19 protein-coding genes and 1 pseudogene are annotated in these 20,477 nt (G+C 69.7%); 9 read left to right on the plus strand and 11 right to left on the minus strand.

Translation table 11 applies throughout. The features are described from left to right. Positions 1-339 (plus strand): annotated as a pseudogene (locus tag ACYVF6_RS11155) (hypothetical protein); the annotation flags it as partial. Positions 340-492: 153 nt separating this feature from the next. Here ACYVF6_RS11155 and ACYVF6_RS11160 read toward each other — a convergent pair. Together ACYVF6_RS11160 and ACYVF6_RS11165 are read right to left on the minus strand one after the other, a co-directional pair. Next, entirely contained in the window at positions 493-1,092 is a 600-nt protein-coding gene (locus ACYVF6_RS11160) for a septal ring lytic transglycosylase RlpA family protein (protein ID WP_460519721.1), read from the minus strand. A 187-nt stretch (positions 1,093-1,279) separates the two neighbouring features. Continuing rightward, positions 1,280-1,639 (minus strand): hypothetical protein, encoded by a 360-nt coding sequence (locus tag ACYVF6_RS11165; RefSeq protein WP_460519724.1) that lies wholly within the window; start codon positions 1,637-1,639, stop codon positions 1,280-1,282. A gap of 220 nt (positions 1,640-1,859) precedes the next feature. On the opposite strand from ACYVF6_RS11165, the gene lpdA reads away from it, so the two are divergent. The 3 genes from lpdA (at position 1,860) to ACYVF6_RS11180 (ending at position 6,121) form a co-directional block, all read left to right on the plus strand. Continuing rightward, positions 1,860-3,329, plus strand: coding sequence for a dihydrolipoyl dehydrogenase (gene lpdA, locus ACYVF6_RS11170; protein WP_460519727.1), 1,470 nt, complete (start codon positions 1,860-1,862; stop codon positions 3,327-3,329). Between the two features lie 72 nt (positions 3,330-3,401). Next, on the plus strand, positions 3,402-5,225 hold the full coding sequence (gene sucB / locus ACYVF6_RS11175) for a 2-oxo acid dehydrogenase subunit E2 (protein ID WP_460519730.1): 1,824 nt from the start codon (positions 3,402-3,404) through the stop codon (positions 5,223-5,225). Further along, positions 5,225-6,121: an epimerase gene (locus tag ACYVF6_RS11180; RefSeq protein ID WP_460519733.1), complete on the plus strand. Its 897-nt coding sequence runs from the start codon at positions 5,225-5,227 to the stop codon at positions 6,119-6,121. Before sucB ends, ACYVF6_RS11180 begins: the two co-directional genes overlap by 1 nt. Here ACYVF6_RS11180 and ACYVF6_RS11185 read toward each other — a convergent pair. Genes ACYVF6_RS11185 through ACYVF6_RS11195 form a run of 3 tightly spaced genes read right to left on the minus strand, consistent with a single transcriptional unit; the run spans position 6,111 to position 11,193 of the window. After that, entirely contained in the window at positions 6,111-7,856 is a 1,746-nt protein-coding gene (locus ACYVF6_RS11185) for a protein kinase family protein (protein WP_460519737.1), read from the minus strand. The two genes, ACYVF6_RS11180 and ACYVF6_RS11185, sit on opposite strands and share 11 nt — an antisense overlap. A 7-nt stretch (positions 7,857-7,863) precedes the next feature. Further along, positions 7,864-9,549 carry a serine/threonine-protein kinase gene (locus tag ACYVF6_RS11190; RefSeq protein ID WP_460519740.1) on the minus strand — a complete coding sequence of 562 codons (1,686 nt, stop codon included), beginning with the start codon at positions 9,547-9,549 and terminating at the stop codon, positions 7,864-7,866. Positions 9,550-9,606: 57 nt separating this feature from the next. Next, a complete protein-coding gene (locus tag ACYVF6_RS11195) occupies positions 9,607-11,193 on the minus strand; it encodes a serine/threonine protein kinase (protein ID WP_460519743.1) in 1,587 nt (528 codons plus the stop codon). Positions 11,194-11,246: 53 nt separating this feature from the next. Here ACYVF6_RS11195 and lipB point away from each other — a divergent pair, with 53 nt between their 5' ends. Next, the gene (gene lipB, locus ACYVF6_RS11200) at positions 11,247-11,909 is read left to right on the plus strand and encodes a lipoyl(octanoyl) transferase LipB (protein WP_460519746.1); all 663 of its coding nucleotides are present in this window, start codon (positions 11,247-11,249) and stop codon (positions 11,907-11,909) included. A 29-nt stretch (positions 11,910-11,938) separates the two neighbouring features. On the opposite strand, the gene yjjX is transcribed toward lipB, so the two are convergent. Next, positions 11,939-12,481, minus strand: coding sequence for an inosine/xanthosine triphosphatase (gene yjjX / locus ACYVF6_RS11205; RefSeq protein WP_460519992.1), 543 nt, complete (start codon positions 12,479-12,481; stop codon positions 11,939-11,941). Between the two features lie 85 nt (positions 12,482-12,566). Here yjjX and lipA point away from each other — a divergent pair, with 85 nt between their 5' ends. The 3 genes from lipA to ACYVF6_RS11220 are packed head-to-tail and all read left to right on the plus strand — an operon-like array spanning position 12,567 to position 15,314. Beyond that, positions 12,567-13,484 carry a lipoyl synthase gene (gene lipA / locus ACYVF6_RS11210; RefSeq protein WP_460519995.1) on the plus strand — a complete coding sequence of 306 codons (918 nt, stop codon included), beginning with the start codon at positions 12,567-12,569 and terminating at the stop codon, positions 13,482-13,484. Between the two features lie 9 nt (positions 13,485-13,493). Then, a complete protein-coding gene (locus ACYVF6_RS11215) occupies positions 13,494-14,198 on the plus strand; it encodes a DUF4191 domain-containing protein (protein ID WP_460519749.1) in 705 nt (234 codons plus the stop codon). 9 nt (positions 14,199-14,207) lie between these two features. Then, positions 14,208-15,314, plus strand: coding sequence for a glycoside hydrolase family 26 protein (locus tag ACYVF6_RS11220; protein WP_460519752.1), 1,107 nt, complete (start codon positions 14,208-14,210; stop codon positions 15,312-15,314). Here ACYVF6_RS11220 and ACYVF6_RS11225 read toward each other — a convergent pair. Both ACYVF6_RS11225 and ACYVF6_RS11230 read right to left on the minus strand, forming a co-directional pair. Next, positions 15,311-16,063 carry an ASCH domain-containing protein gene (locus ACYVF6_RS11225; protein ID WP_460519755.1) on the minus strand — a complete coding sequence of 251 codons (753 nt, stop codon included), beginning with the start codon at positions 16,061-16,063 and terminating at the stop codon, positions 15,311-15,313. The two genes, ACYVF6_RS11220 and ACYVF6_RS11225, sit on opposite strands and share 4 nt — an antisense overlap. An 88-nt stretch (positions 16,064-16,151) precedes the next feature. Beyond that, positions 16,152-16,604 (minus strand): RDD family protein, encoded by a 453-nt coding sequence (locus ACYVF6_RS11230; protein ID WP_460519758.1) that lies wholly within the window; start codon positions 16,602-16,604, stop codon positions 16,152-16,154. 113 nt (positions 16,605-16,717) lie between these two features. On the opposite strand from ACYVF6_RS11230, the gene glnA reads away from it, so the two are divergent. Then, positions 16,718-18,142: a type I glutamate--ammonia ligase gene (gene glnA / locus ACYVF6_RS11235; protein ID WP_460519761.1), complete on the plus strand. Its 1,425-nt coding sequence runs from the start codon at positions 16,718-16,720 to the stop codon at positions 18,140-18,142. Between the two features lie 32 nt (positions 18,143-18,174). On the opposite strand, the gene ACYVF6_RS11240 is transcribed toward glnA, so the two are convergent. From ACYVF6_RS11240 to ACYVF6_RS11250, 3 genes are read right to left on the minus strand one after another with little or no spacing between them, the layout of a single operon-like run. Continuing rightward, positions 18,175-19,101, minus strand: a complete 927-nt coding sequence (locus ACYVF6_RS11240) for an SCO6745 family protein (protein ID WP_460519764.1) — start codon at positions 19,099-19,101, stop codon at positions 18,175-18,177. 10 nt (positions 19,102-19,111) lie between these two features. Then, complete coding sequence (locus ACYVF6_RS11245; RefSeq protein WP_460519766.1) at positions 19,112-19,693, minus strand: ASCH domain-containing protein; 582 nt, start codon at positions 19,691-19,693, stop codon at positions 19,112-19,114. Positions 19,694-19,712: 19 nt separating this feature from the next. Beyond that, entirely contained in the window at positions 19,713-20,447 is a 735-nt protein-coding gene (locus tag ACYVF6_RS11250) for an ArsR/SmtB family transcription factor (RefSeq protein WP_460519769.1), read from the minus strand. Positions 20,448-20,477 lie beyond the last annotated feature (30 nt).

Consider the following 20,477-nt stretch of genomic DNA (forward strand, 5'->3'; position numbering starts at 1 on the left):
GCCGGCCTGTTCGTGGTGGCCGACCTGGCCTACGCCACCACCGATCCCGCCACCGATCCCGCCACCGATCCCGCCACCGATCCCGCCACCGATCCCGCCGCCGACCACGTGCTCACCGGCTACCGTCGCACCCCCGGCCGAGACCGCTCACCAGGCCAGAAAGCCGCCAACCACGCCCTGGCCTCGCTACGCGCCAGATGCGAACACGGCCTCGCACCCCTCAAACACTGGCGCATCCTCCAACACGCCCGCTACAGCCCCCGCAAAGATCGGCGCCATCGCCAAAGCCATCCACACCCTCCACACCCGCCTGGACCCAAGATGAAAAAGGCTCAATGACCACGTTAACCAGGCTTTGGCTGGTTAACGTGGTCATTAGCGCTTCGCCACGCCAACAGGAGCTTCGCCACGCCCCGGGGCGTGGTTAACCCGCCAATTACGTGGTTAACGTGGTCATTCGCGACCAGCGCGGGACGCCGCGCCCCGTGGGCGCTAGTTGGCGCGCAGGATCTCGTAGCGGACGTCCTGCTCACCCTGCGACCGGGAAACGCCCAGGTCGTCCCAGGTGTCGGGCAGGAGGTCGATGCAGTTTCCGGTCCAGCTGGCCGGCCCGCGGTCGACGACCGGCGCGATCACGCTCTTGCCGGTCTCGAGCGACGTGATCCGCACCTTGGTGCCGAACGACCAGTCCCACAACGCGACGCCGTGGGTCGTCGTCGTGGAGTTGCCGCCGTTGGCGAGCGGCTGGTACTCCGTGGAGTCGCCGAAGTAGGTCGCCGAGCAGTTCGGCGAGGTGTAGCGCACGGAATAGCCCGGCGTGGCCGTCTTCGCGGTCTTGCGCTTGATGCTGGGCTTCCCACTCGGCGTCGGAGTCGACTTGGGAGTCGCCGTGGGCTTCGGCGCCCGCTTGCCCGACCGGGCGGCCGGCAGGTCGGAACGCTCGGTGCCACGGCTGGCTTCCTGGCGGTCACGGCCGGCCAGCGCGCCAACGCTGTCGACAGCACCGACCGCGGCCGGTTTTTGATCTTTTCCGATAGTGAGTGCGAATGCACCGCCGATGATCAAGAAAGCCGGAACGAGAATTGCGATCAATGTACGAGCGTTCCAGCGCACACGGCGGTGCAGGGGTGTATGTGACACAAAGAACCTTACGTAGTGGGGCAGGGCATTAAGCCCAGACCTTAGCCATACAATGGCCCAGAGTGACAACTAGACCGAGCAATTCTTTACCTTCACGCGGACGAAAGGTAAAGCGTAAAGATCAACAGTAACTCTCTGTTTATGCCTGATCTTTTTTAGCTTTGTCGGCTTTTTGCCGTGCATTCCATTCACGCATCCGCTGCGGATAGCCGACGACCGCCGCGTCATAGCTCGGGACTCCGAGCTTGTTGGCGAAGTTGTGGGCGTAGGCCGCGTCCGGCACCCGCCGGCGGGTCCACTCGCCGTCGTTGGCCACGAGCAGCAGCGTGGTCTCGGTCACAGTCGTGCGCGGCTCGACGAAGCCCTCGACGCCGGTCCGGGAGCGCGCGAACTGCTCCAGGTGGTCCATCGCCTCGTTACGCAGCTTGCGCTGGTCCGAGGACCCACCACCGGCGCTACGCCGGTTCCCTCGCGTCCGGCGACGCAGCCACCCCAGCATGTCGTGCCTCCTAGACTTCGATCGAGCGGCCACGCGGCTCGTCCCTTGACTGCGAAACGACACCGGCGTCGTCCGGGTTCCTGGTGTCGCCGACACCTGTTCACAGGTGCTCATCGGCAGTTTCTCATAGTGACTGGGCGGTACGCGGCGATGACGCAGCCCGGCCGGCGGCGGAAGTCACAGCGGCCCGTTTGGCAGCGGAACCGGCGGAGATGGAAAGATGACCGTGACGTGCCGAGCGGGTGCCGACCAGGCGCCGCTCGCACACCCACACGTACCCGAATCGGACGGCACGGAGGAACCCGTGGCGGATAACGCCGGCATCTCGTTCGACATCGTGATCCTGGGCGGGGGCAGCGGCGGTTACGCGTGTGCCATCCGCGCGGCCGAGCTCGGCCTGTCGGTCGCGCTGGTCGAGAAGGACAAGCTCGGCGGCACCTGCCTGCACCGTGGCTGCATCCCGACCAAGGCCCTGCTGCACGCCGGCGAGGTCGCCGACGCGACCCGCGACAGCGCCGAGTTCGGCGTCCTGGCGAGCTTCGAGGGCATCGACCTGGCCGGGGTCAACAAATACAAGGATGGCGTGGTCAGCCGCCTCTTCAAGGGCCTGACCGGCCTGCTCAAGTCCGCCAAGGGCCTCACGATCATCGAGGGCGAGGGCCGCCTGGTCGCGCCCAACGCGGTCGAGGTCGACGGCACCCGGTACGAAGGCCGGCACATCGTGCTGGCGTCCGGCTCCTTCTCCAAGACGCTCCCCGGCATCGAGATCGACGGCGAGCGGATCATCACCAGCGAGCACGCCCTCGGCCTGACCGAGCTGCCGAAGTCGGCGATCGTGCTCGGCGGCGGCGTGATCGGCGTGGAATTCGCGAGCGCCTGGCGGTCGTTCGGGGTAGATGTGACGATCATCGAGGCGCTGCCCCGGCTCCTCCCACCGGAGGATCCGGACAGCTCCAAGCAGGTCGAACGCGCGTTCCGCAAGCGAGGCATCAAGTTCAAGACCGGCACCCCGTACAAATCGGTCGAGCGCACCGACGCGGGTGTCCGCCTGACGGTCGAGTCCGGAGACAGCTACGACGCCGACCTGCTGCTGGTCGCGGTCGGGCGGGGTCCCAACACCGCCGGACTCGGCTACGACGAGCAGGGCGTCACGATGGACCGCGGCTTCGTGCCCACCGACGAGCGGCTGCGGACGAACGTCCAGGGCGTCTACGCCGTCGGCGACATCGTGCCCGGCCTGCAGCTGGCCCACCGCGGCTTCCAGCAGGGCATCTTCGTCGCCGAAGACATCGCCGGGCTCGGTCCGGCGCCGTTCGACGACTCCGGGATCCCGCGGATCACCTACTGCGACCCCGAGGTCGCCTCCGTCGGCCTGTCGGAAGCGGCCGCGAAGGAGAAGTACGGCGAGGTCCAGACCTACACCTACAACCTCGGCGGCAACGGCAAGAGCCAGATCCTCAGGACGCAGGGCTTCGTCAAGGTCGTGCGCGAGCAGGACGGCCCGGTCGTAGGCGTCCACATGGTGGGCAGCCGGGTAAGTGAGCTCGTCGCCGAGGCACAGCTGATCTATAACTGGGAAGCGTTGCCCGGTGAGGTCGCCCAGCTGATCCACCCACACCCGACCCAGAGCGAAGCGCTTGGCGAGGCGCATCTCGCACTGGCAGGGAAGCCGCTACACACGCACGACTAGCCTTGCCGCCGCGCAGGGCAGACAGACAGAACAACGACCCGGCTGGTTCGCAACCAGGAGAAGGAGCAAGGGATGCCGGTCTCCGTCACCCTCCCCGCACTTGGGGAGAGCGTCACAGAGGGCACCGTGACGCGGTGGCTCAAGCAGGTAGGCGACACCGTGCAGGCCGACGAGCCACTGCTCGAAGTCTCCACGGACAAGGTCGACACCGAGATCCCGGCGCCCGCTTCCGGCGTACTCACGCAGATCACGGTCGGCGAGGACGAGACGGTCGCGGTCGGCGCCGAGCTGGCCATCATTTCCGAGGACAGCAACGCGGGCGCGCCCGCGCCGGCACCGGAGCAGCAGGCGCCGGCGGCCGAGCCGGAGCCAGAGCCAGAGCCGGCACAGCCCCAGCCGGCGGCCCAGCAGGCCGCCCAGGAGCAGGCACCGCAGCCCGAGGCCGAGCCGGCACCGCAGGCGGCGGCCGGCGCTGACGGCCAGGCGGACGGCACGTCGGTGACGCTGCCCGCGCTCGGCGAGAGCGTCACCGAAGGCACGGTGACCCGTTGGCTGAAGCAGGTCGGCGACACCGTGCAGGCCGACGAGCCGCTGCTCGAGGTCTCCACCGACAAGGTCGACACCGAGATCCCCGCGCCGGCGTCCGGCACGCTGGTCCGGATCACGGTCGGCGAGGACGAGACCGTCCAGGTCGGCGCCGAGCTCGGCGTGATCGCGTCCGAGGCAGGTGCCGCACCGGCCGCCGCGCCCCGGCACGCCGGTCCCCCGCCTGCCGAGGAGCCCGAGCCGCAGGAGCAGGCCGCCCCCGCGCAGCCGGCCCCGCAGCCCGCCGCCCAGCGGCAGCCGGCCCAGCAGCAGACGGCCCAGACCGCCACCGTTCCGCCGCAGGTGACGCCTTCGTCGCCGGCTCCGGCGCCGGTCACGACGAGCCGGACCAACGGCGACGGTGCGGCCGGAGCGGGCGCTCAGTACGTCACGCCGCTCGTCCGTAAGCTCGCCACCGAGCACAACATCGACCTCGGCACGATCAACGGCACCGGCGTCGGTGGCCGGATCCGCAAGCAGGACGTGCTGGAGGCCGCCAAGGCGCGCGACGCCGCTGCCGCCCAGGCCGCTCCTCCACCGGCCGCGGCCAGCGCGGCACCCGCGCCGTCGGCCTCGGTGGAGCCGAGCCCGCTGCGCGGCACGACGGAGAAGCTGTCGCGGATGCGGCGGATCATCGCCGAGCGGATGGTCGAGGCGCTGCACACCGCCGCGCAGCTCACCACCGTCGTCGAGGTCGACGTCACCGCGATCGCGCGGGTCCGCGACAAGGTGAAGAACTCCTTCGTCCAGCGCGAGGGTGTGAAGCTCAGCTTCCTGCCGTTCTTCGCCAAGGCGACGATCGACGCGCTGAAGGAGCACCCGAAGCTCAACGCCTCGATCGACACCGAGAAGGGCGAGGTCACCTACCACGACGCCGAGAACCTCATCATCGCGGTCGACACCGAGCGCGGGCTGATGGTCCCGGTGATCCACAATGCCGGCGACCTGTCGGTGACCGGCCTGGCGAAGAAGATCGCCGACCTGGCCGAGCGCACGCGTACCAACAAGATCACGCCGGACGAGCTCTACGGCGGAACGTTCACGATCACCAACACCGGCAGCCGGGGTGCGCTGTTCGACACCCCGATCTTCACGCCGCCGCAGGTCGCCATGCTCGGCACCGGCACGGTCGTGAAGCGTCCGGTCGTGATCGACACGCCGCAGGGCGAGACGATCGCGATTCGCCACATGCTCTACCTCGCGCTGAGCTACGACCACCGCCTGGTCGACGGCGCCGACGCGGCCCGCTTCCTGACCGCGATCAAGAAGCGGCTCGAGGACGGCAGCGTCGCGGCCGAGTTCACCAGCTGATGCGCTGGGTGATCGCCGGCAGCTCTGGCTTCCTGGGCCAGGCGCTCGCCGGCGATCTCGGGCGGCAGGGCCACGAGGTCATACGCCTGGTCCGCCATGAGCCGTCCGGACCAGGCCAATCCCCCTGGGACCCCGCCCGCGGCGTGGTCGACAAGCAGGTGCTGGCCGACGCCGACGTCGTGGTCAACCTGGCCGGCGCCAGCGTCGGCCGGGTGCCGTGGACCGAGCGCTACAAGCGCAAGATCCGCGAGAGCCGCACCACCACGACCGGCACGCTCGCGAACACGCTGGCCGAGCTCGGCGGGCCGAAGGTGTTCGTGTCGATGAGCGCGATCGGCTACTACGGCAAGGACCGCTCGATCCAGGCCATCGACGAGCACACCGCTCCCGGCACCGGCTTCCTCCCCGAGACCGTCCGGCTCTGGGAGGAGTGCACCCGTCCGGCCGAACGAGCCGGCGCGCGCGTGCTGGTGCTGCGTACCGGCGTCGTACTCGGCCACGGCGGCGGGGTCTACCCCCTGATGTCGCTGCCGTTCCGGTTCGGGCTGGGCGCGAAGTTCGGGTCGGGCAAGCAGTACATGGGCATGATCGGGCTGGCCGACTGGCTGGCCGCCGTGCGCTTCGTGGTCGGGCGGGAGGCTTGCGCCGGGCCCTACAACCTGACGTTGCCGCAGCCGCCGACCAACACGGAGTTCACCAGGGCGCTCGGGCGGGCTTTTCACCGGCCCGCGGTGCTCGGTGTGCCCGCCGTGGTACTGCGGGCCGTGCTCGGCGGCTTCTCCGACGAACTGCTCGGCAGCGCCCGCATCTTCCCCCGCCGGCTCACCGAGGCCGGCTTCGAGTTCGAGTCGCCCGACGTCGAGCAGCTGACCGAACGGCTCGCCTCTAGAGCTTGATCGTCTTGGCGATCAACCACGTGCCGCCGACCTGCTTCAGCGTGAACCGCTGGCGTTCCGGCTTGGACGCCGGCTGCGGCGAGCTCTTCCCGCTCGAGTCGATCACGGTGTAGGCCTGCCGCTGGTTCACCACGGTCAGCACGACCTGCGTCGGGTTCTGCTTCGGCGTCTCCGAGTCGATCTTCAGGCTCTGGATGACGTAGCGCAGGCCCTCGATCCGTGCACCCTGCTTGGCGTAGTCACCGACCAGCTTGCTGTCCTGCGCCAGCAGGTCCGAGCCCTCGACGTAGACGTCGCTCAGCGGAGCGGTGTCGGGCAACGCGAACGCCTCGGCCCGCTTGGCGTCCAGCTCCTCGAGGATCAGCTGGTAGCGGTCCTCGTCCGTACGCGGAGACGGCTTGGTCGTCGGCTTGGTGGTCGGCTGCTGGGTCGGGCCGTTGGTCGGGTTCACCGGGCCGGCGGTCTGGGTCTGCTGCGTCACCGGGTCGCTGTCCGGGCGGTTCATCCACCACCAGACGCCGAACCCGCCGCCACCGAGCACCACGACGACCACCAGCGCGATCAGCACCCACTTGAGGGCGCCGCCGCGGTCGTCATCGTCAACGTCGTCGAACTGCGGGCCGAACGACGGAAAGTTGCCGCCGCCACCCCCGCCGGGCTGGACACCCGGCCGGTCGGCGGGCGGGCTGGGCGCCTGCATGAACGGGTCGAGCGGCGGCATCGGACCACCGGGTGCACCGCCCTGCTGTGGCGGAAAGCCGGGCTGCCCGGGCCCTCCTGGCTGTCCCGGTTGACCGGGCTGGCCAGGCATGCCCGGCGGACCCGGCGCGCCTGGCTGCCCAGGCTGTCCAGGCACGCCTGGTTTACCCGGCGGCTGCTGCTGTGCGAGCTGCTCGGCCTTGGCGAGCGCCTCCGCGATGTCGGCCTCGGACAACGTGAGCGCCACCGGGAAACGTACGGGCGCCGGCGGGCACGCGGCGTACACCAGCTCGGCCAGCTGCGCGGCCGTCGGCCGCCGCGCGGCCACCTCGGCGAGCCCGGCCTCGACCGCGTGGACGAGCCCGGGCGGGCAGTTCGGCACCAGCTCGGGAAGCGGCCGGTGCGGCTGCCCGGGCATCGGCTGCTGCCCGGTGAGCGCGGCATACGCGACCGCTGCCAGCGCGTAGACGTCCTCCGGAGGCGTTGGACCGTCCGGACCTCCAGGTCCCCCTGGCCCGTTCGAACCCCCCGGACCGGCCGCCGCACCGCCGAACAGGTCGACGCCGCCGCCCACGAGCTGCAGCAGGCCGATGTCGGCGAGCATAGGACGACCCTCGCTGGTGAACACGATCGACGCCGGCGTGATGTCACCGTGCACGAGCCCGCGTTCGTGGGCCGCGCCGAGCGCCTCGGCGACCGGGCCGATCGAGGTGACGACCTCGCCGGGCTCGATGCCACCGCGGCCGGACAGCAGCTGGTCGAGGTTGCCGCCGTCGGCGTCGTCGAGCACGAGTACGGACTGCTCTCCGTCCGGCAGCAGCTCGCGGACCCGCTGCAGGTGCGGATGGGAGATCAGGTTGAGCAGGGTCACCAGCCGGCGTAGGCCGTCGGCCGCGGCCGGGTCGCGCGGGCGAACGCGTTTCAGCGCGACGATCTCACCGCTGGCCTGTACGCGAGCCCGCCAGACCTCGCCCGTCGCGTTCGCCGACACCAGGTTGTCGACGTCATAGCCGGGTAGCCGGAAGTCGCCAGCCATGTCCTGCTCACTCCCCCTCTTCCGGCGACGGCGACGCGGTGCTGTCGAGCCTCTGGAGCGTCCAGAAGACCCAGCCTCCCTTGCCGTCCGGCGCCAGCGTGATCCGGTAGCGCACCGGGTCGGCTGCCTGCTGTTCGTACTCTGTGCCGTCGTTCTTGAACGCCACGAACGACTGCCGCTGCAGAACGGCGTTGAGCACGACCTTGGTGTCGGACTCCTCGGTCACGGTGAGCTCGAGAGTCTCGGCGTGGAAGCCTTTCGCGCCCTGCCAGCCCTGGTCGAGCAGGAACGCCTGCATCGTGTGCTGGTCTTCCTTCAGCGCGAGCGAGCCCGGCTTGTAGGCGGCCTCCAGCTGCTTGGGATCGCCGGCCTGGTACGCCGCGCTGATCAGCTCGTCGAGCGAGTCGAGGACGCCTGACCACTTCTCGGCGTTCGGTCCGGCCAGTTTGGGCCCGCCGGACTCGTCCGGGCCGGTAATCGCCCTCAACGCGAAGAAACCGCCGACCAGGAGTACGAGCACAACGCCGGCCGCGATCGCCAGCAAGGCGTTCCGGGGAAGCGGGAGGCCGGTCTTCGGCCGCGGCTCGGCCGGTGCCTCCTGCTGAGCGGTGGCTTGCTGCTGTCGTGCCGCCTGCTGGCGCGAGGCCTTCTGCTGCTTGCGCCGCCGCTTGCGTTCGCGGCGCTCGTCGCGGTCGTCGTCCTCGTCGTCGTCGAACGTCAGCCGGCTGGCCTGCGGAGTGAACGACGTGGACGGCTCGGCCAGCGGCGTCTCGCGGGCGAACAGCCCCGGCGAGCCTTGCGGCGGCTGCTGGGGCGGGGACTGCTGGGGGTTCTGCGGCCCCTGCGCTGGATCCGTGCCGATCACGAACTGGTCGCCGGCATCGGGCAGCGCGAACGGCGCCTGGCCGAGCCCACCCTCGGGAAACCGGACAGTCGCGGCCGGAGCCGCCGACATCAACTGGCCGCCGAACGAGCCGGCGGACGGCCGCGCGCTCGGATCGGCCTGCAGTCCGGCCTCGACGGCGTGTGCCAGGCCGGGCGGAACACCCGGCGCGATCTGGTGCAGCGGCCGGCGCTGCTGCTGCGAGTCGAGCGTGGTGCCGGACAACGCGATGTAACAGACCGCCGCGAGCCCGTAGACGTCGGAGGCGGCGGTCGGCGGGCCGGCGTCCTCGGCCAGCGTCGCCGGATCGGTGAACCCGTGCGTGCCGAGCAACTGGTCGCGCTCGATCAGCCCCATCACGCCCACATCGGTGAGCAGTGGCCGGCCGTCGGCGGCGAACACGACCGACTCCGGGTTGACGTCACCGTGGACGAGGCCGATCTGGTGCACGGTCGCCAGAGCGTCGGCGATCGCCGACGCGATCGTCACCATCTCACCTGGGTGCAGGGTGCCGCGAACGGTGAGCAACTGGTCGAGCGTGCCGCCCTCGGGGTAGTCGAAGATGATCACGAAGTACTCGCCGAGCGACACCATCTCGCGGACCGGGAGGAGGTTGGGGTGCGAGAGCTGTGCCAGCGTGTTGACCATCCGGCGGGCCTCGCGCTGCGCCTCCTCGTCCCGCGGCCGGAACCGCTTCAGCGCGACTTGCTGCCCAGACGCCTGTTCGCGGGCGAGCCAGAGCTCACCGGTGGACCCGGCACCGAGCAAGCCCTCGATGACATAGCCCTCGACCTGGAAGTCACCCTGCATGATGCACAGCCTTCCAGATCTCCGTCCGGCTTGCGCCGTGTGGTACGGCGGGCACGGCTAGCTCTCGGGCTGGGCCGGCGGCGGGCAGACCGGGTGCCGCTTCGTACCGTCGCGGATGCTGCGGATCTGGACCAGCCAGGCGCCGTCGACGCGGGTCAGCACCATCGCCTGTTTCTGCTTGGCGTTGGTGCCGCAGGCCTGCCGCTTGCCACCCGGCGCCTCCAGGACCGCCGCGCGCGGCTGGATCGTGACCTCGAGGACGACGCGGTCCTTCTTGCTGTCGTCGACGGTCTGGATCTCGTACGTGCGCTGTACGCGGAACGCCTTGGTGTAGCCGGCCTTCTTCAGCAGGTCGATCTGGCTCTTGTCCTCGAGGTAGGCCTTGGAGTCCTTGACGTCGGTCTTCTCCAGCAGCTTCACGTCGAGCGCGGCGAACGCCTGCGCGCGGCGGGTGTCGAGCCCTCGAAGGACCGCGCTCCAGCGCTGGATCTTGCCGTCGTCCTGCGGGGCGGCGGTGCTGCTGCCGGCCGACTTGGTGGGAGACGCCGACGGCTGCGAGGTCGGCTGGACCACCGGCTCGTCGGTGTCACGGGTGAAGACCCACGCCAGCGTGAGCGCCAGCACGATCGCCACCGCGACGCCGACGCCCGACACGAGCAGCGCCGTCCGGCGCCTGCCGGAGCTGCCCTCGTCGTCATCGTCGTCGAAGTCGGCATCCAGGATCGGCCGATGGCTGCCGGTGTCGGTCCGGGAGTCGGGCATCTGCCGGCTGTGCTGCTGACCGGGCGGCTGCCACGGCCCGGCGCTCTGGGCGGTGGCAGCCGGCCGGCCCAGTTGGTTCGGCTGGTTCGGCCGGCCTGCTTGGACCGGTTGGCCAGGTTGGCCGGTCGAGGGCTGCGCAAGCGGCTCACGGCGCTGGGGCGGCACCAAGCGGATCGCGACCTTGGGCGTCGAGCCGATCAGCTGGGTGGCGAGCTCGTTGGCATCCGGACGCAACTGCGGCTGCACCTGCAGACCGGCCTCGATCACGTGCGCGAGCCCGGGCGGTGCGCCGGGGCTCACCATGTAGATCGGACGGCGGCGCTCACCGGGTCCTGGCCGGAGCCCTGTCAGTGTGGTGTAGCAGATCGCCGACATGGCGTAGATGTCGTCGGACGGCTGCGGCGGGTCTTCGGGGTTGAGCAGGCCGGCCAGCCCGAGGTCGGCCAGCAACGGCGTGCCGTCGGCGGCGAAGCAGATCGCGTCCGGAGAGACCGCGCCGTGGGCGAGGCCGAACCGGTGGGCCAGCGCCAGCGCCTGCGAGATCGGGGCGGCGAACGAGACGACCTCACCGGGGTCGAGGCTGTGCCGGACCCGGAGCAGCTCCTCGAGCGTGCCGCCTTCGGCGTAGTCGGACACGACCACCATGTCGTCGTCGATCGGCACCATCTCGCGGACGCGAAGGAGGTTGGGGTGCTGGATCGCCTCGAGTGTTCCGAGCAGCCGGCGAGCGCGTTCCTGGGTCTGGGTCTGGGTGTCGACGCGGCGCAGTGTCACCCGCGCGCCGGTGGCGTCCTCACGTGCCAGCCACAACTCGCCCAGCGGCCCTTCGCCGAGCAATCCCTCGATGGTGTAGCCCTCGACGTTTGCGTCTTTACTCGACAAGTTCGCCCCACGCCAATCCAGGATTCCCTACGGACACCCCTACACTCACTAAGGTGAGCTCACTGCGGTTTCTGCACGCCGGCTTCGGTGACCGCGCCGTCGACTACGACAGGGCCTGGGCAGATCAGCGCAACCTGCACGCCCGTCGCGTAGCCGACGAGGTCCCCGACTCTGTGCTACTTCTCGAACACCCACCCGTCTTTACCGCAGGCAAGCGTACAGAAGCACACGAACGTCCTCTAGATGGTACGCCCGTGATCGACGTCGATCGAGGCGGAAAGATCACCTGGCACGGGCCCGGACAGCTGGTCGGATATCCCATCGTGAAGCTGCCCGACCCGATCGACGTCGTGGCGTTCGTACGCCGGCTCGAGCAGGCGCTGATCGCCGTCTGCGCCGACGCGGGCCTGCGCACACAGCAGATCGAGGGCCGGAGCGGCGTGTGGGTGCCGGCCGACTCCCGCGGCCCGGATCGCAAGATCGCGGCGATCGGCCTGCGAGTCTCGCAAGGCGTGACGATGCACGGCTTCGCACTCAACTGCGACTGCGACCTGTCCGCCTACGACCGCATCGTTCCGTGCGGGATCGCCGACGCCGGCGTCTCCTCCCTCAGCAAGGAGCTCGGCCGGACGGTCACCGTGCTCGACGTGCTCCCGGTGGTGGAGCGTCAACTGTCGGAGGCGTTCCAGAGCGTCGCCGCGGCGCCCGGCGCCTGAAAGGTCAGTGCGGCAAGCCCTGCGGCGACTCAGCTGAAGTCGAGTCGCGGATTCCGGAACGGGATCAGCGCGAGGACCATGGCGTGGGAGTAGTACGAGCCGCGGTCGATCACGCCACCGGTCAGCGGGCCGACAGTGCCGGTCGTCTGCTTGGTGTTGGTGCCGCCGAGCACACGGTCGCTCGCCTCGCCGAGCTCGATACCCGAACGTACGAGCGCCGTGATCTCCTCGGGCAGCGTGAACGTCGCGGTCCGGCTCTCGCCGCGGCACGGCTTGCCCTCGACCACGCCGTCGACCACGATCCAGGCCATCGCCTCCAGGCAGCCGTCGCGCTCGACGACGCCGCCTTCGAGGCCGACCCACAGATCGGCGTCGGGCACCTCACGGCGGGCGGCGTCGACGCGGTTGCGAGCGCCCTTGAGCGTCTCGTCGTCGCCGTACGGCTGGGCGGGTACGCCAGAGTCGACCTCGACCGTCACCATCGTGGCGTCGTCGTGGCCAAGGCTGATCCGGATCGCGTCGAGCGCCGCCCGCTTCTTGACGGGGTTCGTCGACGCGACAACTACACGCATAGACACGCTCGACACCGTACCTGCCGCCAAAGAAAACGCACCGACGTAGGCTCTAACCGTGACGATCGCGCCAGAAGGACGCAAGATGCTCCGGCTCGAGGTCCGCAACAGCGAGACCCCGATCGAGAAGAAGCCGTCGTGGATCAAGACACGCGCCAAGATGGGCCCGGAATACACCGAGCTCCGCTCGCTGGTGAAGCGTGAGGGTCTGCACACGGTGTGTCAGGAGGCCGGCTGTCCCAACATCTACGAATGCTGGGAAGACCGCGAGGCCACGTTCCTGATCGGCGGCGACCAGTGCACGCGGCGCTGCGACTTCTGCCAGATCGACACCGGCAAGCCCGCCGACCTCGACCGCGACGAGCCGCGCCGGGTCGCCGAGAGCGTCCGCACGATGGGCCTGCGCTACGCCACGATCACCGGCGTCTGCCGCGACGACCTGCCCGACGAGGGCATCTGGCTCTACGCCGAGACGATCCGGCAGGTGCACGAGCTCAACCCCGACACGGGCGTCGAGATGCTGGCGCCCGACTTCACCGGGCGTGGTGAGCTGCTGTCGGAGCTGTTCTCGACCCGGCCTGAGGTGTTCGCGCACAACGTCGAGACCGTGCCGCGGATCTTCCGGCGGATCCGGCCCGGCTTCCGTTACGAGCGTTCACTCGACGTGATCCGGCAGGCTCGCGAGTTCGGGCTGGTCACCAAGTCGAACCTCATCCTCGGCATGGGCGAGGAGCGTTCCGAGGTCACCTCCACGATGCAGGACCTCTACGACGCCGGCTGCGAGATCCTGACCATCACGCAATACCTCCGGCCGTCGGCGCGGCACCATCCGGTCGAGCGCTGGGTCAGGCCGGAGGAGTTCGTCGAGCTGCAGTCCGAGGCGGCCGAGATCGGCTTCGCCGGTGTGATGTCGGGGCCGTTGGTTCGGTCTTCGTACCGAGCTGGGCGGCTCTACCAGCAGGCATTGGAATCCCGTAGGTTGCCGGAGCCGACTCACCCGTAAGCTTTGCCCATGGCCAAGCGCGACTCAGCACAGGACCCGGAGAAGAAGCCCGGAAGGATCGCCCAGGTCCGTGCCGCATACAAGATCACCAAGGAAGCACAGCCGACGATCGGGCTGTTGCTCGCCGGGATCTTCCTCGGCGTGGTCGCGGTGTTCGTCGGGCTGGGCTTCATCCTCAAGAACCCCATCCTGTGGGGGCTGACCGGTGTACCCGTCGGCTTCCTGCTCATGATGATCGTGTTCGGCCGGCGGGTGGAGAAAGCCGCCTACTCCCGGCTCGAAGGCCAGCTCGGCGCCGGCGCCAACGCGCTGCAGACGCTCCGCCGCGGCTGGACGGTCGACCCGGCGATCTCGGTCACGCGTAACCAGGACATCGTCCACCGCGTGGTCGGCCGGCCCGGCATCATCCTGGTCGGTGAGGGCGTTCCCAACCGCGTCGGCAACCTGCTGGCCAACGAGAAGCGCAAGCACGCCAGGGTCGCGCCCGACACCCCGATCTACGACGTTGTGGTCGGTGACGAGGAGGGCCAGGTGCCGCTGCGCAAGCTCTCCTCGCACGTGATGAAGCTGCCGCGCAACCTTCGCCCGAACGAGGTCACCGAGCTGCTGTTCCGGTTGAAGGCACTGTCGGCCAACCGGCAGAACCTCCCGATCCCGAAGGGTCCGCTGCCGAAGAACGTCAAGATGCCGCCCGGGGCCCCGCGCGCACGCTAGCGTGTGCGGGTGCGAATCAGGCTGACCCGACGTAGCCGGGTGCTGATCCTGGCAGTGGGTGTGCTGGTGGTCGCATCGCTACTGGTGGCCGGGTTCTTCGGGCCGCAACTGCTCGGCCGTGACCGGGCGATGTTGACGCTCAACGGCGAGCCGCGTCCGCCGTCGTCGTCCACCGCGCCGTCGCCGCGGGTCGCGCCTTCGCAGGGACCGGCCCGGCGTGACGTACCGGCGGAGACCGGACGTAAGGGCGGGGATTCCGGGCAGCCGCCGGCCTCCCCCACTGCTTCTGCTCGCGAGCGGAAGGTGCCCCCGCCTGGCGGGACGCTGTGCGGGGCCTCGTATCTCCCGGAGGGCGGCCAGACCGCGACCGACGCGCTGGCGGCGGAGGACCGGCGGTTCGGCGACCTCGGGATGGCGCGGATCTTCTACGGCGTGCCGTCTGTCTGGCCCGGACGGGCGGGGAAGGCCGCGCGTACGGTCGTGGTGTCGCTGAAGCTCGACCCCCGGCTCGTGAACGCGGGCGACTACGACACGGTGCTGCGCGCCTGGTTCTCGGAAGCTCCACGCGATCGCGACATCTACTGGACGCTGCACCACGAGCCCGAAGAGGACATCGAGAAGGGCGAGTTCACGGCCGCGGAGTACCGCTCGGCCTGGCGCCGGCTGGACGGCTTCGCCGCGGCGGCGTCCAACCCGCGACTGCGGGCCACGCTGATCCTGATGGACTGGAGCCTCGACTCCCGGTCCGGCCGCCACTGGCGCGACTACTACCCCGGCGGCGACGTGATCGACGTACTCGCGTTCGACGTCTACAACCACGGCTGGAAACAGGACCCGCAGGTCTACTACAGCGCCGCCAAACAGCTGTCGACGATCGTCGCCACGGCGAAGGCGATCGGCAAGCCGTGGGGCCTGGCGGAGCTGGGGTCGATCAAGCTGGCCTCCGACTCCTCCGGCGCCGGGCGGGCCGCGTGGCTGCGTGACCTGACCTCGTACGCCATCAAGCACAAAGCACTGTTCGTGAGCTACTTCGACATCGACTACGCCGAAGGCTTCGACTACCGCCTGCGCGACCAGCCGTCAATCTCCGCCTGGCAAGCCTTCTGCGACCGCTAGCGTTCGAGCTCGAAGTGCACGACGTCGATCTCGTCGGTGGGCTGGAGATCGGGATAGTGGAAGCGGAGGCGCTCCATCAGCTCGGCCAGGTCGGCGAAGCCGTCGGCTCGCGCGTCGTCGTCGGTGAGGTCGTGGACGTGCTTGTGGCTGGTCCGGGTGACGTCGCCGTGGAGCACGACCTCCTCGTCCAGCTCGAAGACGAGGTCGGCCGGGCCGGTGTGGAAGGGATCGTGGAAGCGGATCGTCGTCCGCTTGGCGCCGGAGCGGACCGGCTCGAGGTAGTCGGGGTGGAAGCGCACCTGCTGGCGGACTCCGTTCGCCGCCCGGAACGCCGTGGGCAACAGCTGCTGGATCGGGACGCTGCGGACGCCGCGGTCGGTGGGCAGCAGGACCCGGATGCCGGCGTAGTAGTCGAGCAGGACCTGGCGGTCGCGTCCGCACGGCGACATCACGCCTCTGCCGTGGTCCCCGACCGCGACGATCGTGGTCAGCTGACGCGCTCCCCGGGCGCGGGCGTTGCCGAGGGCGACCAGCTCGGCGCAGGGACCGCCGGTGAAGTGGTAGAGGTTGATGCCCCCGTGCATGCGCCCGTCGACGTCCCGGACGGCCGAGCCAACCGTGTGCAGGGCCCCGTCCCCGTTGTCATCGACGATGCGCCGTGCGTACTCGATGAGCTCCTGGTCCTCAGACGTCAGCGGGGAGCCGTACTCCGCCGGGAACGACCCCGGACCGGGAATTGCGTTGTCCACCCGGCCGACCCTAGTCGAGCCCCCTGGGCCCGACGGGGAGCACGCCGCGTGGCCGAGCCGATCCGGCTGTGCGGGCCGGTGCAGGCGCTCAGCGGGCGCGGACCAGCTCGGTGCCTGCCAGGCGGTCATGGAGGCCGCGGCGGTCGCGGCCGATGACGAAGACCGGGATCACGAGCAGGAGGAGGACGGTACGGATCAGGGCGCGCCAGAGGCCGACCGGCTGTTTGCCGTCCAGGCGGACGAGGGCCAGGCCGCGGATCCGGTGGCCGAGGCTGGCGCCGAGGAACGCGGTCAGCAGCCAGACCTCGAGGCCGAAGGCGGCCAGCGGCAGGAAGTCGAGTCCGTCGACCGGCGCCTGCCAGACGTCTGGTCGTCGTACGATCACAAAGGCGATCAGATTGGCGACCACCCAGTCGATCACCAGTGCGACGGCACGCGGGCCCCACCCGGCCAACGTGCCCGGCGCGGTGTCCGAAGGCGGCCCCGACCGGGTGCCATCATTGGCTTCTGAGTCGTCCCTGCCCGCATGCCCAGCTGTCACGAAGGGAAGCGTAGCCACCAAACCTCGGCGTAACGTCAGCGCAACATGCCGGACACGGCGGGGAAACCGTTCGTACCTACCGTCACAGCCCAAGAGATGCGAGGAGGGGCTATATGTTCCAAACCGCCGACGAGCTACTGGCCTTTGTCAGCGACGAGGGCGTGGAGTTCATCGATGTCCGCTTTTGCGATCTGCCGGGCATCATGCAGCACTTCACCTTGCCCGTGAGCAACTTCAGTGCCGACGTCTTCAGCGATGGCCTGATGTTCGATGGATCGTCGATCCGCGGCTTCCAGCAGATCCACGAGTCGGACATGCTCCTGCTGCCAGATCCCACATCGGCGATGCTCGACCCGTTCCGTCAGCACAAGACTCTGATCATCAACTTCTTCGTTCACGACCCGTTGACGGGCGAGGGCTACAGCCGCGACCCGCGTAACATCGCGCGGAAGGCGGAGGCCTACCTCAAGGGTTCGAACATCGGGGACACGGCCTTCTTCGGCCCCGAGGCGGAGTTCTACATCTTCGACGACGTCCGCTTCGAGACGCGGGCGGACGCCGGCTACTACTTCCTCAACTCGATCGAAGCGGCGTGGAACACCGGTGCGGAACAGCCCGGCGGCAACCTCGGTTACAAGCCGCGCTACAAGCAGGGCTACTTCCCCGTACCCCCGATGGACCATCTGACCGACCTGCGTTCGGAGATGGTCAAGCAGCTGATCCAGGCCGGCATCCCGACGGAGATGCAGCACCACGAGGTCGGCACCGCGGGTCAGGCGGAGATCGACATCCGCTTCGACACGCTGCTGAAGCAGGCCGACAACTTGATGAAGTACAAATACATCCTCAAGAACACGGCCTGGGCCGCCGGCAAGACGGTCACGTTCATGCCGAAGCCGATCTTCGGTGACAACGGGTCCGGCATGCACTGCCACCAGAGCATCTGGAAGAACGGCGAGCCGCTGTTCTACGACGAGCTCGGGTACGCCGGCCTGTCGGACGTCGGCCGCTGGTACATCGGCGGGCTGCTCAAGCACGCGCCTTCGCTGCTCGCGTTCACCAACCCGACGGTCAACTCCTACCACCGGCTCGTGCCGGGCTTCGAGGCGCCGGTCAACCTGGTTTACTCGCAGCGCAACCGCTCCGCGTGCGTCCGGATCCCGATCACGGGTACGAACCCGAAGGCCAAGCGCATCGAGTTCCGCGTCCCCGACCCGTCCTGCAACCCCTACCTCGCCTTCTCCGCGATGCTGATGGCCGGGATCGACGGGATCCGCTCGAAGATCGAGCCGCCGGAGCCGATCGACAAGGACCTCTACGAGCTGCCGCCGGACGAGCACGCGGCAGTGCAGCAGGTGCCAGGGTCGCTGGACGAGGTGCTCGACTCGCTGGAGGCCGACCACGGCTACCTCCTCGAGGGCGGCGTCTTCACCCCCGACCTGATCGAAACCTGGGTCGACTGGAAGCGCTCGAACGAGATCGACCCGGTACGGCTGCGGCCGCACCCACACGAGTTCGAACTCTACTTCGACATCTAGAGCACAAGGGCAAGGGCGCTTCTCCTACGGCATCAGCCCGGGGAGAGGCGCCCTTCTCCTTGTCCGAACGCGTTGTCGCCGGCCTCGGACAGCCTGATCAACTCGGCGACGGGGTCCAGGGCCATCGGGTTGACCGCCATCGCTTCGTTGCCCTGGGCGATGCGCAGCGCGATCGGGGTGAGGAGGGTGGCGGCTCGGGCGGTTGCCTGCTCGCCGATCGCGTGCCAGGGCAGGGCCGCTCCCTCGTCGGTTCGGGACTCGGCCCATGCACGCAACGCCGCCCCTGCTTCGGTGAGACCGGTGGCGGTCAGCAGGCCGCGGGAGGTGAGGCGCCCCTGGGCGTCGGACCATTCGGATTCGGACCAGCCGCGGGCGGCCCGCATGTAGTCCTCCGACAAACCATGCTCGGCGCCGAAGAGGACCAGCGTCTCGCATGGATCCAGACCCGCCGAGACCAGTGCCGCCACGTGGCCGTCGCCGCGGGATTCGCGGAGCAGGGTCGCTGCCTGCCAGAGCACCAGGTGGGGCTCGGACGGCCATGGCAGGGCCGCGTTGGCGGCGGCCAGGGCCCGGCCGGCCGTCGGCGCGTGCGAGGCCGCCGAACGCAGCAGCGCAGCCGCCTCCGCCAGATCGGCACCCTCGAGCACATCGGCCGGCAGCAGCCGGCGCAGCGCGGCGTCCGCTCCGGACAACCGCGTACGCAGGTACGCGGACGGCGACGCCACCGACCACGCGTCCGGCAGAGCGCGCCCAACCCGCGAAGGAGCGAAGTTGTAGAACAGCGCGGTCACCAACTCCGGCGACACCGCGCCGAGTGGCGCTGCCCGCATGCCGAAGTAGCCCATCCAGCCGCCCTTGCAGCCAAGGGCATCGGTCGCCGCCCGGCTCTCCGGCGTGAAGTACGTGACGTCGTGGTAGGTCTCGAATCGCACCCACATGGCCCGCGCGTCGATGCTCATGCCCGCCACACTAAGCCTTGCCCCGCAGGTACGCCCTCCCCCGCGGCGAGAGCCGGTAGCCGACCTCGAGGCTGAGCGTCAGGCCGAGGGCCTTGAGCTTGCGGACGTCGAGCTTGAAGGCGTCCCGTTCGCGGCCGAGCCTCTCCGCCAGCTCGCGCGCCGAGACGCCCGGATGGTCGGCGATGATGCGCAGCGTCTCCTCGACCCACGGCGAACGGCCGGCTTCCAGCCGCGCCAGGCGCTTGTCCAGTTCGGCGCGCCCACCAGCCGACAGGCGGGACTTTCGCGCCAGCACGTCGCGTGGGTCGGAGGCGTCGGCAGGTGCCGGGCGGACCGCCACGCGATAGAGCGGCGCCGCGGAATCGCCACGCAGGTTGGCCAGCAAGTCGGCAACGCTCGGATAGCCGGCCAACTCAGCGTCGGCAGGCGAGATGTCCCCCGGCTGCACCACAGCTGCCGACTCGACGTCGAGGAGGCCCGCAGTCGTACGGTAGCGGCGCCCGGCCACGACCTGGGGCGAGCGCCAGCGCCGGAACAGCACGGTGATCGTCCCCGCCAGGATGCCGTCGCGGGCGCGCTGTTCCAGGAGCATGGGACCAAACGTAGACCAGCTACCGATCCGACGGCACGCCGAAGACGGAGGACAGTCCCGCCCAGCCGGCCGGAGTCACGCGGACGGCGCGGTGGTCCTTGACCCGCGGCAGTAGCCAGCCCAGCTCCACCATCCGTGCCAGCAGAGCAGCGCCCAGCGCGCCGGCCAGGTGCGGCCGCCGCTCGGTGAAGTCCAGGCACGGCCGCGCGAACGACCGGCGCAGCGCCCGCACCGCCGCCACGTCCAGCCCCCAGGACGAAAGCAGCGCCTCCCCGTCAGTCGTCAGCTCGTAGCCCGCTCCCCCGACCCTCAGCGAAGCCGACGCCACCAGCCCGTCGTGCAGCGCGACTCCCACCTCGCCGGCCAGATGGTCGTAGCAGGTACGCGCCACCAGCATCGCCGCGTTGGCCTGGGACTGGCGCAGCGTACGCGCCGGCTTCTCCGGGCCGATCAGCGACAGCGCCTCCAGCGCCGAAGCAACCTCCGCCGACGCCAGCCGGTGGTATCGATGCCGCCCCGCCACCACCATCGTCACCAGCCCACCCGTACGCAACCGTGCCAGATGCTCCGAGGCCGTCGCCGCGGCGATCCCCGCCGCCCGGGCCAGCTCTCCCGCCGTCAGCGCCTGCCCGCTCATCAGCGCCTCCAGCATCGCCGCCCGCGCGGGCTCGCCGATCAGGCGTGCCACCGACGCGATGTCAACCTCGTGTTGCGTCGACTCAGCCGTCAACGAAGACTCCGCCGAGATGCTCATCCCTGCACCGTAGCCCCGCCACACTTCGGT

This window comes from Flindersiella endophytica, from assembly GCF_054779015.1.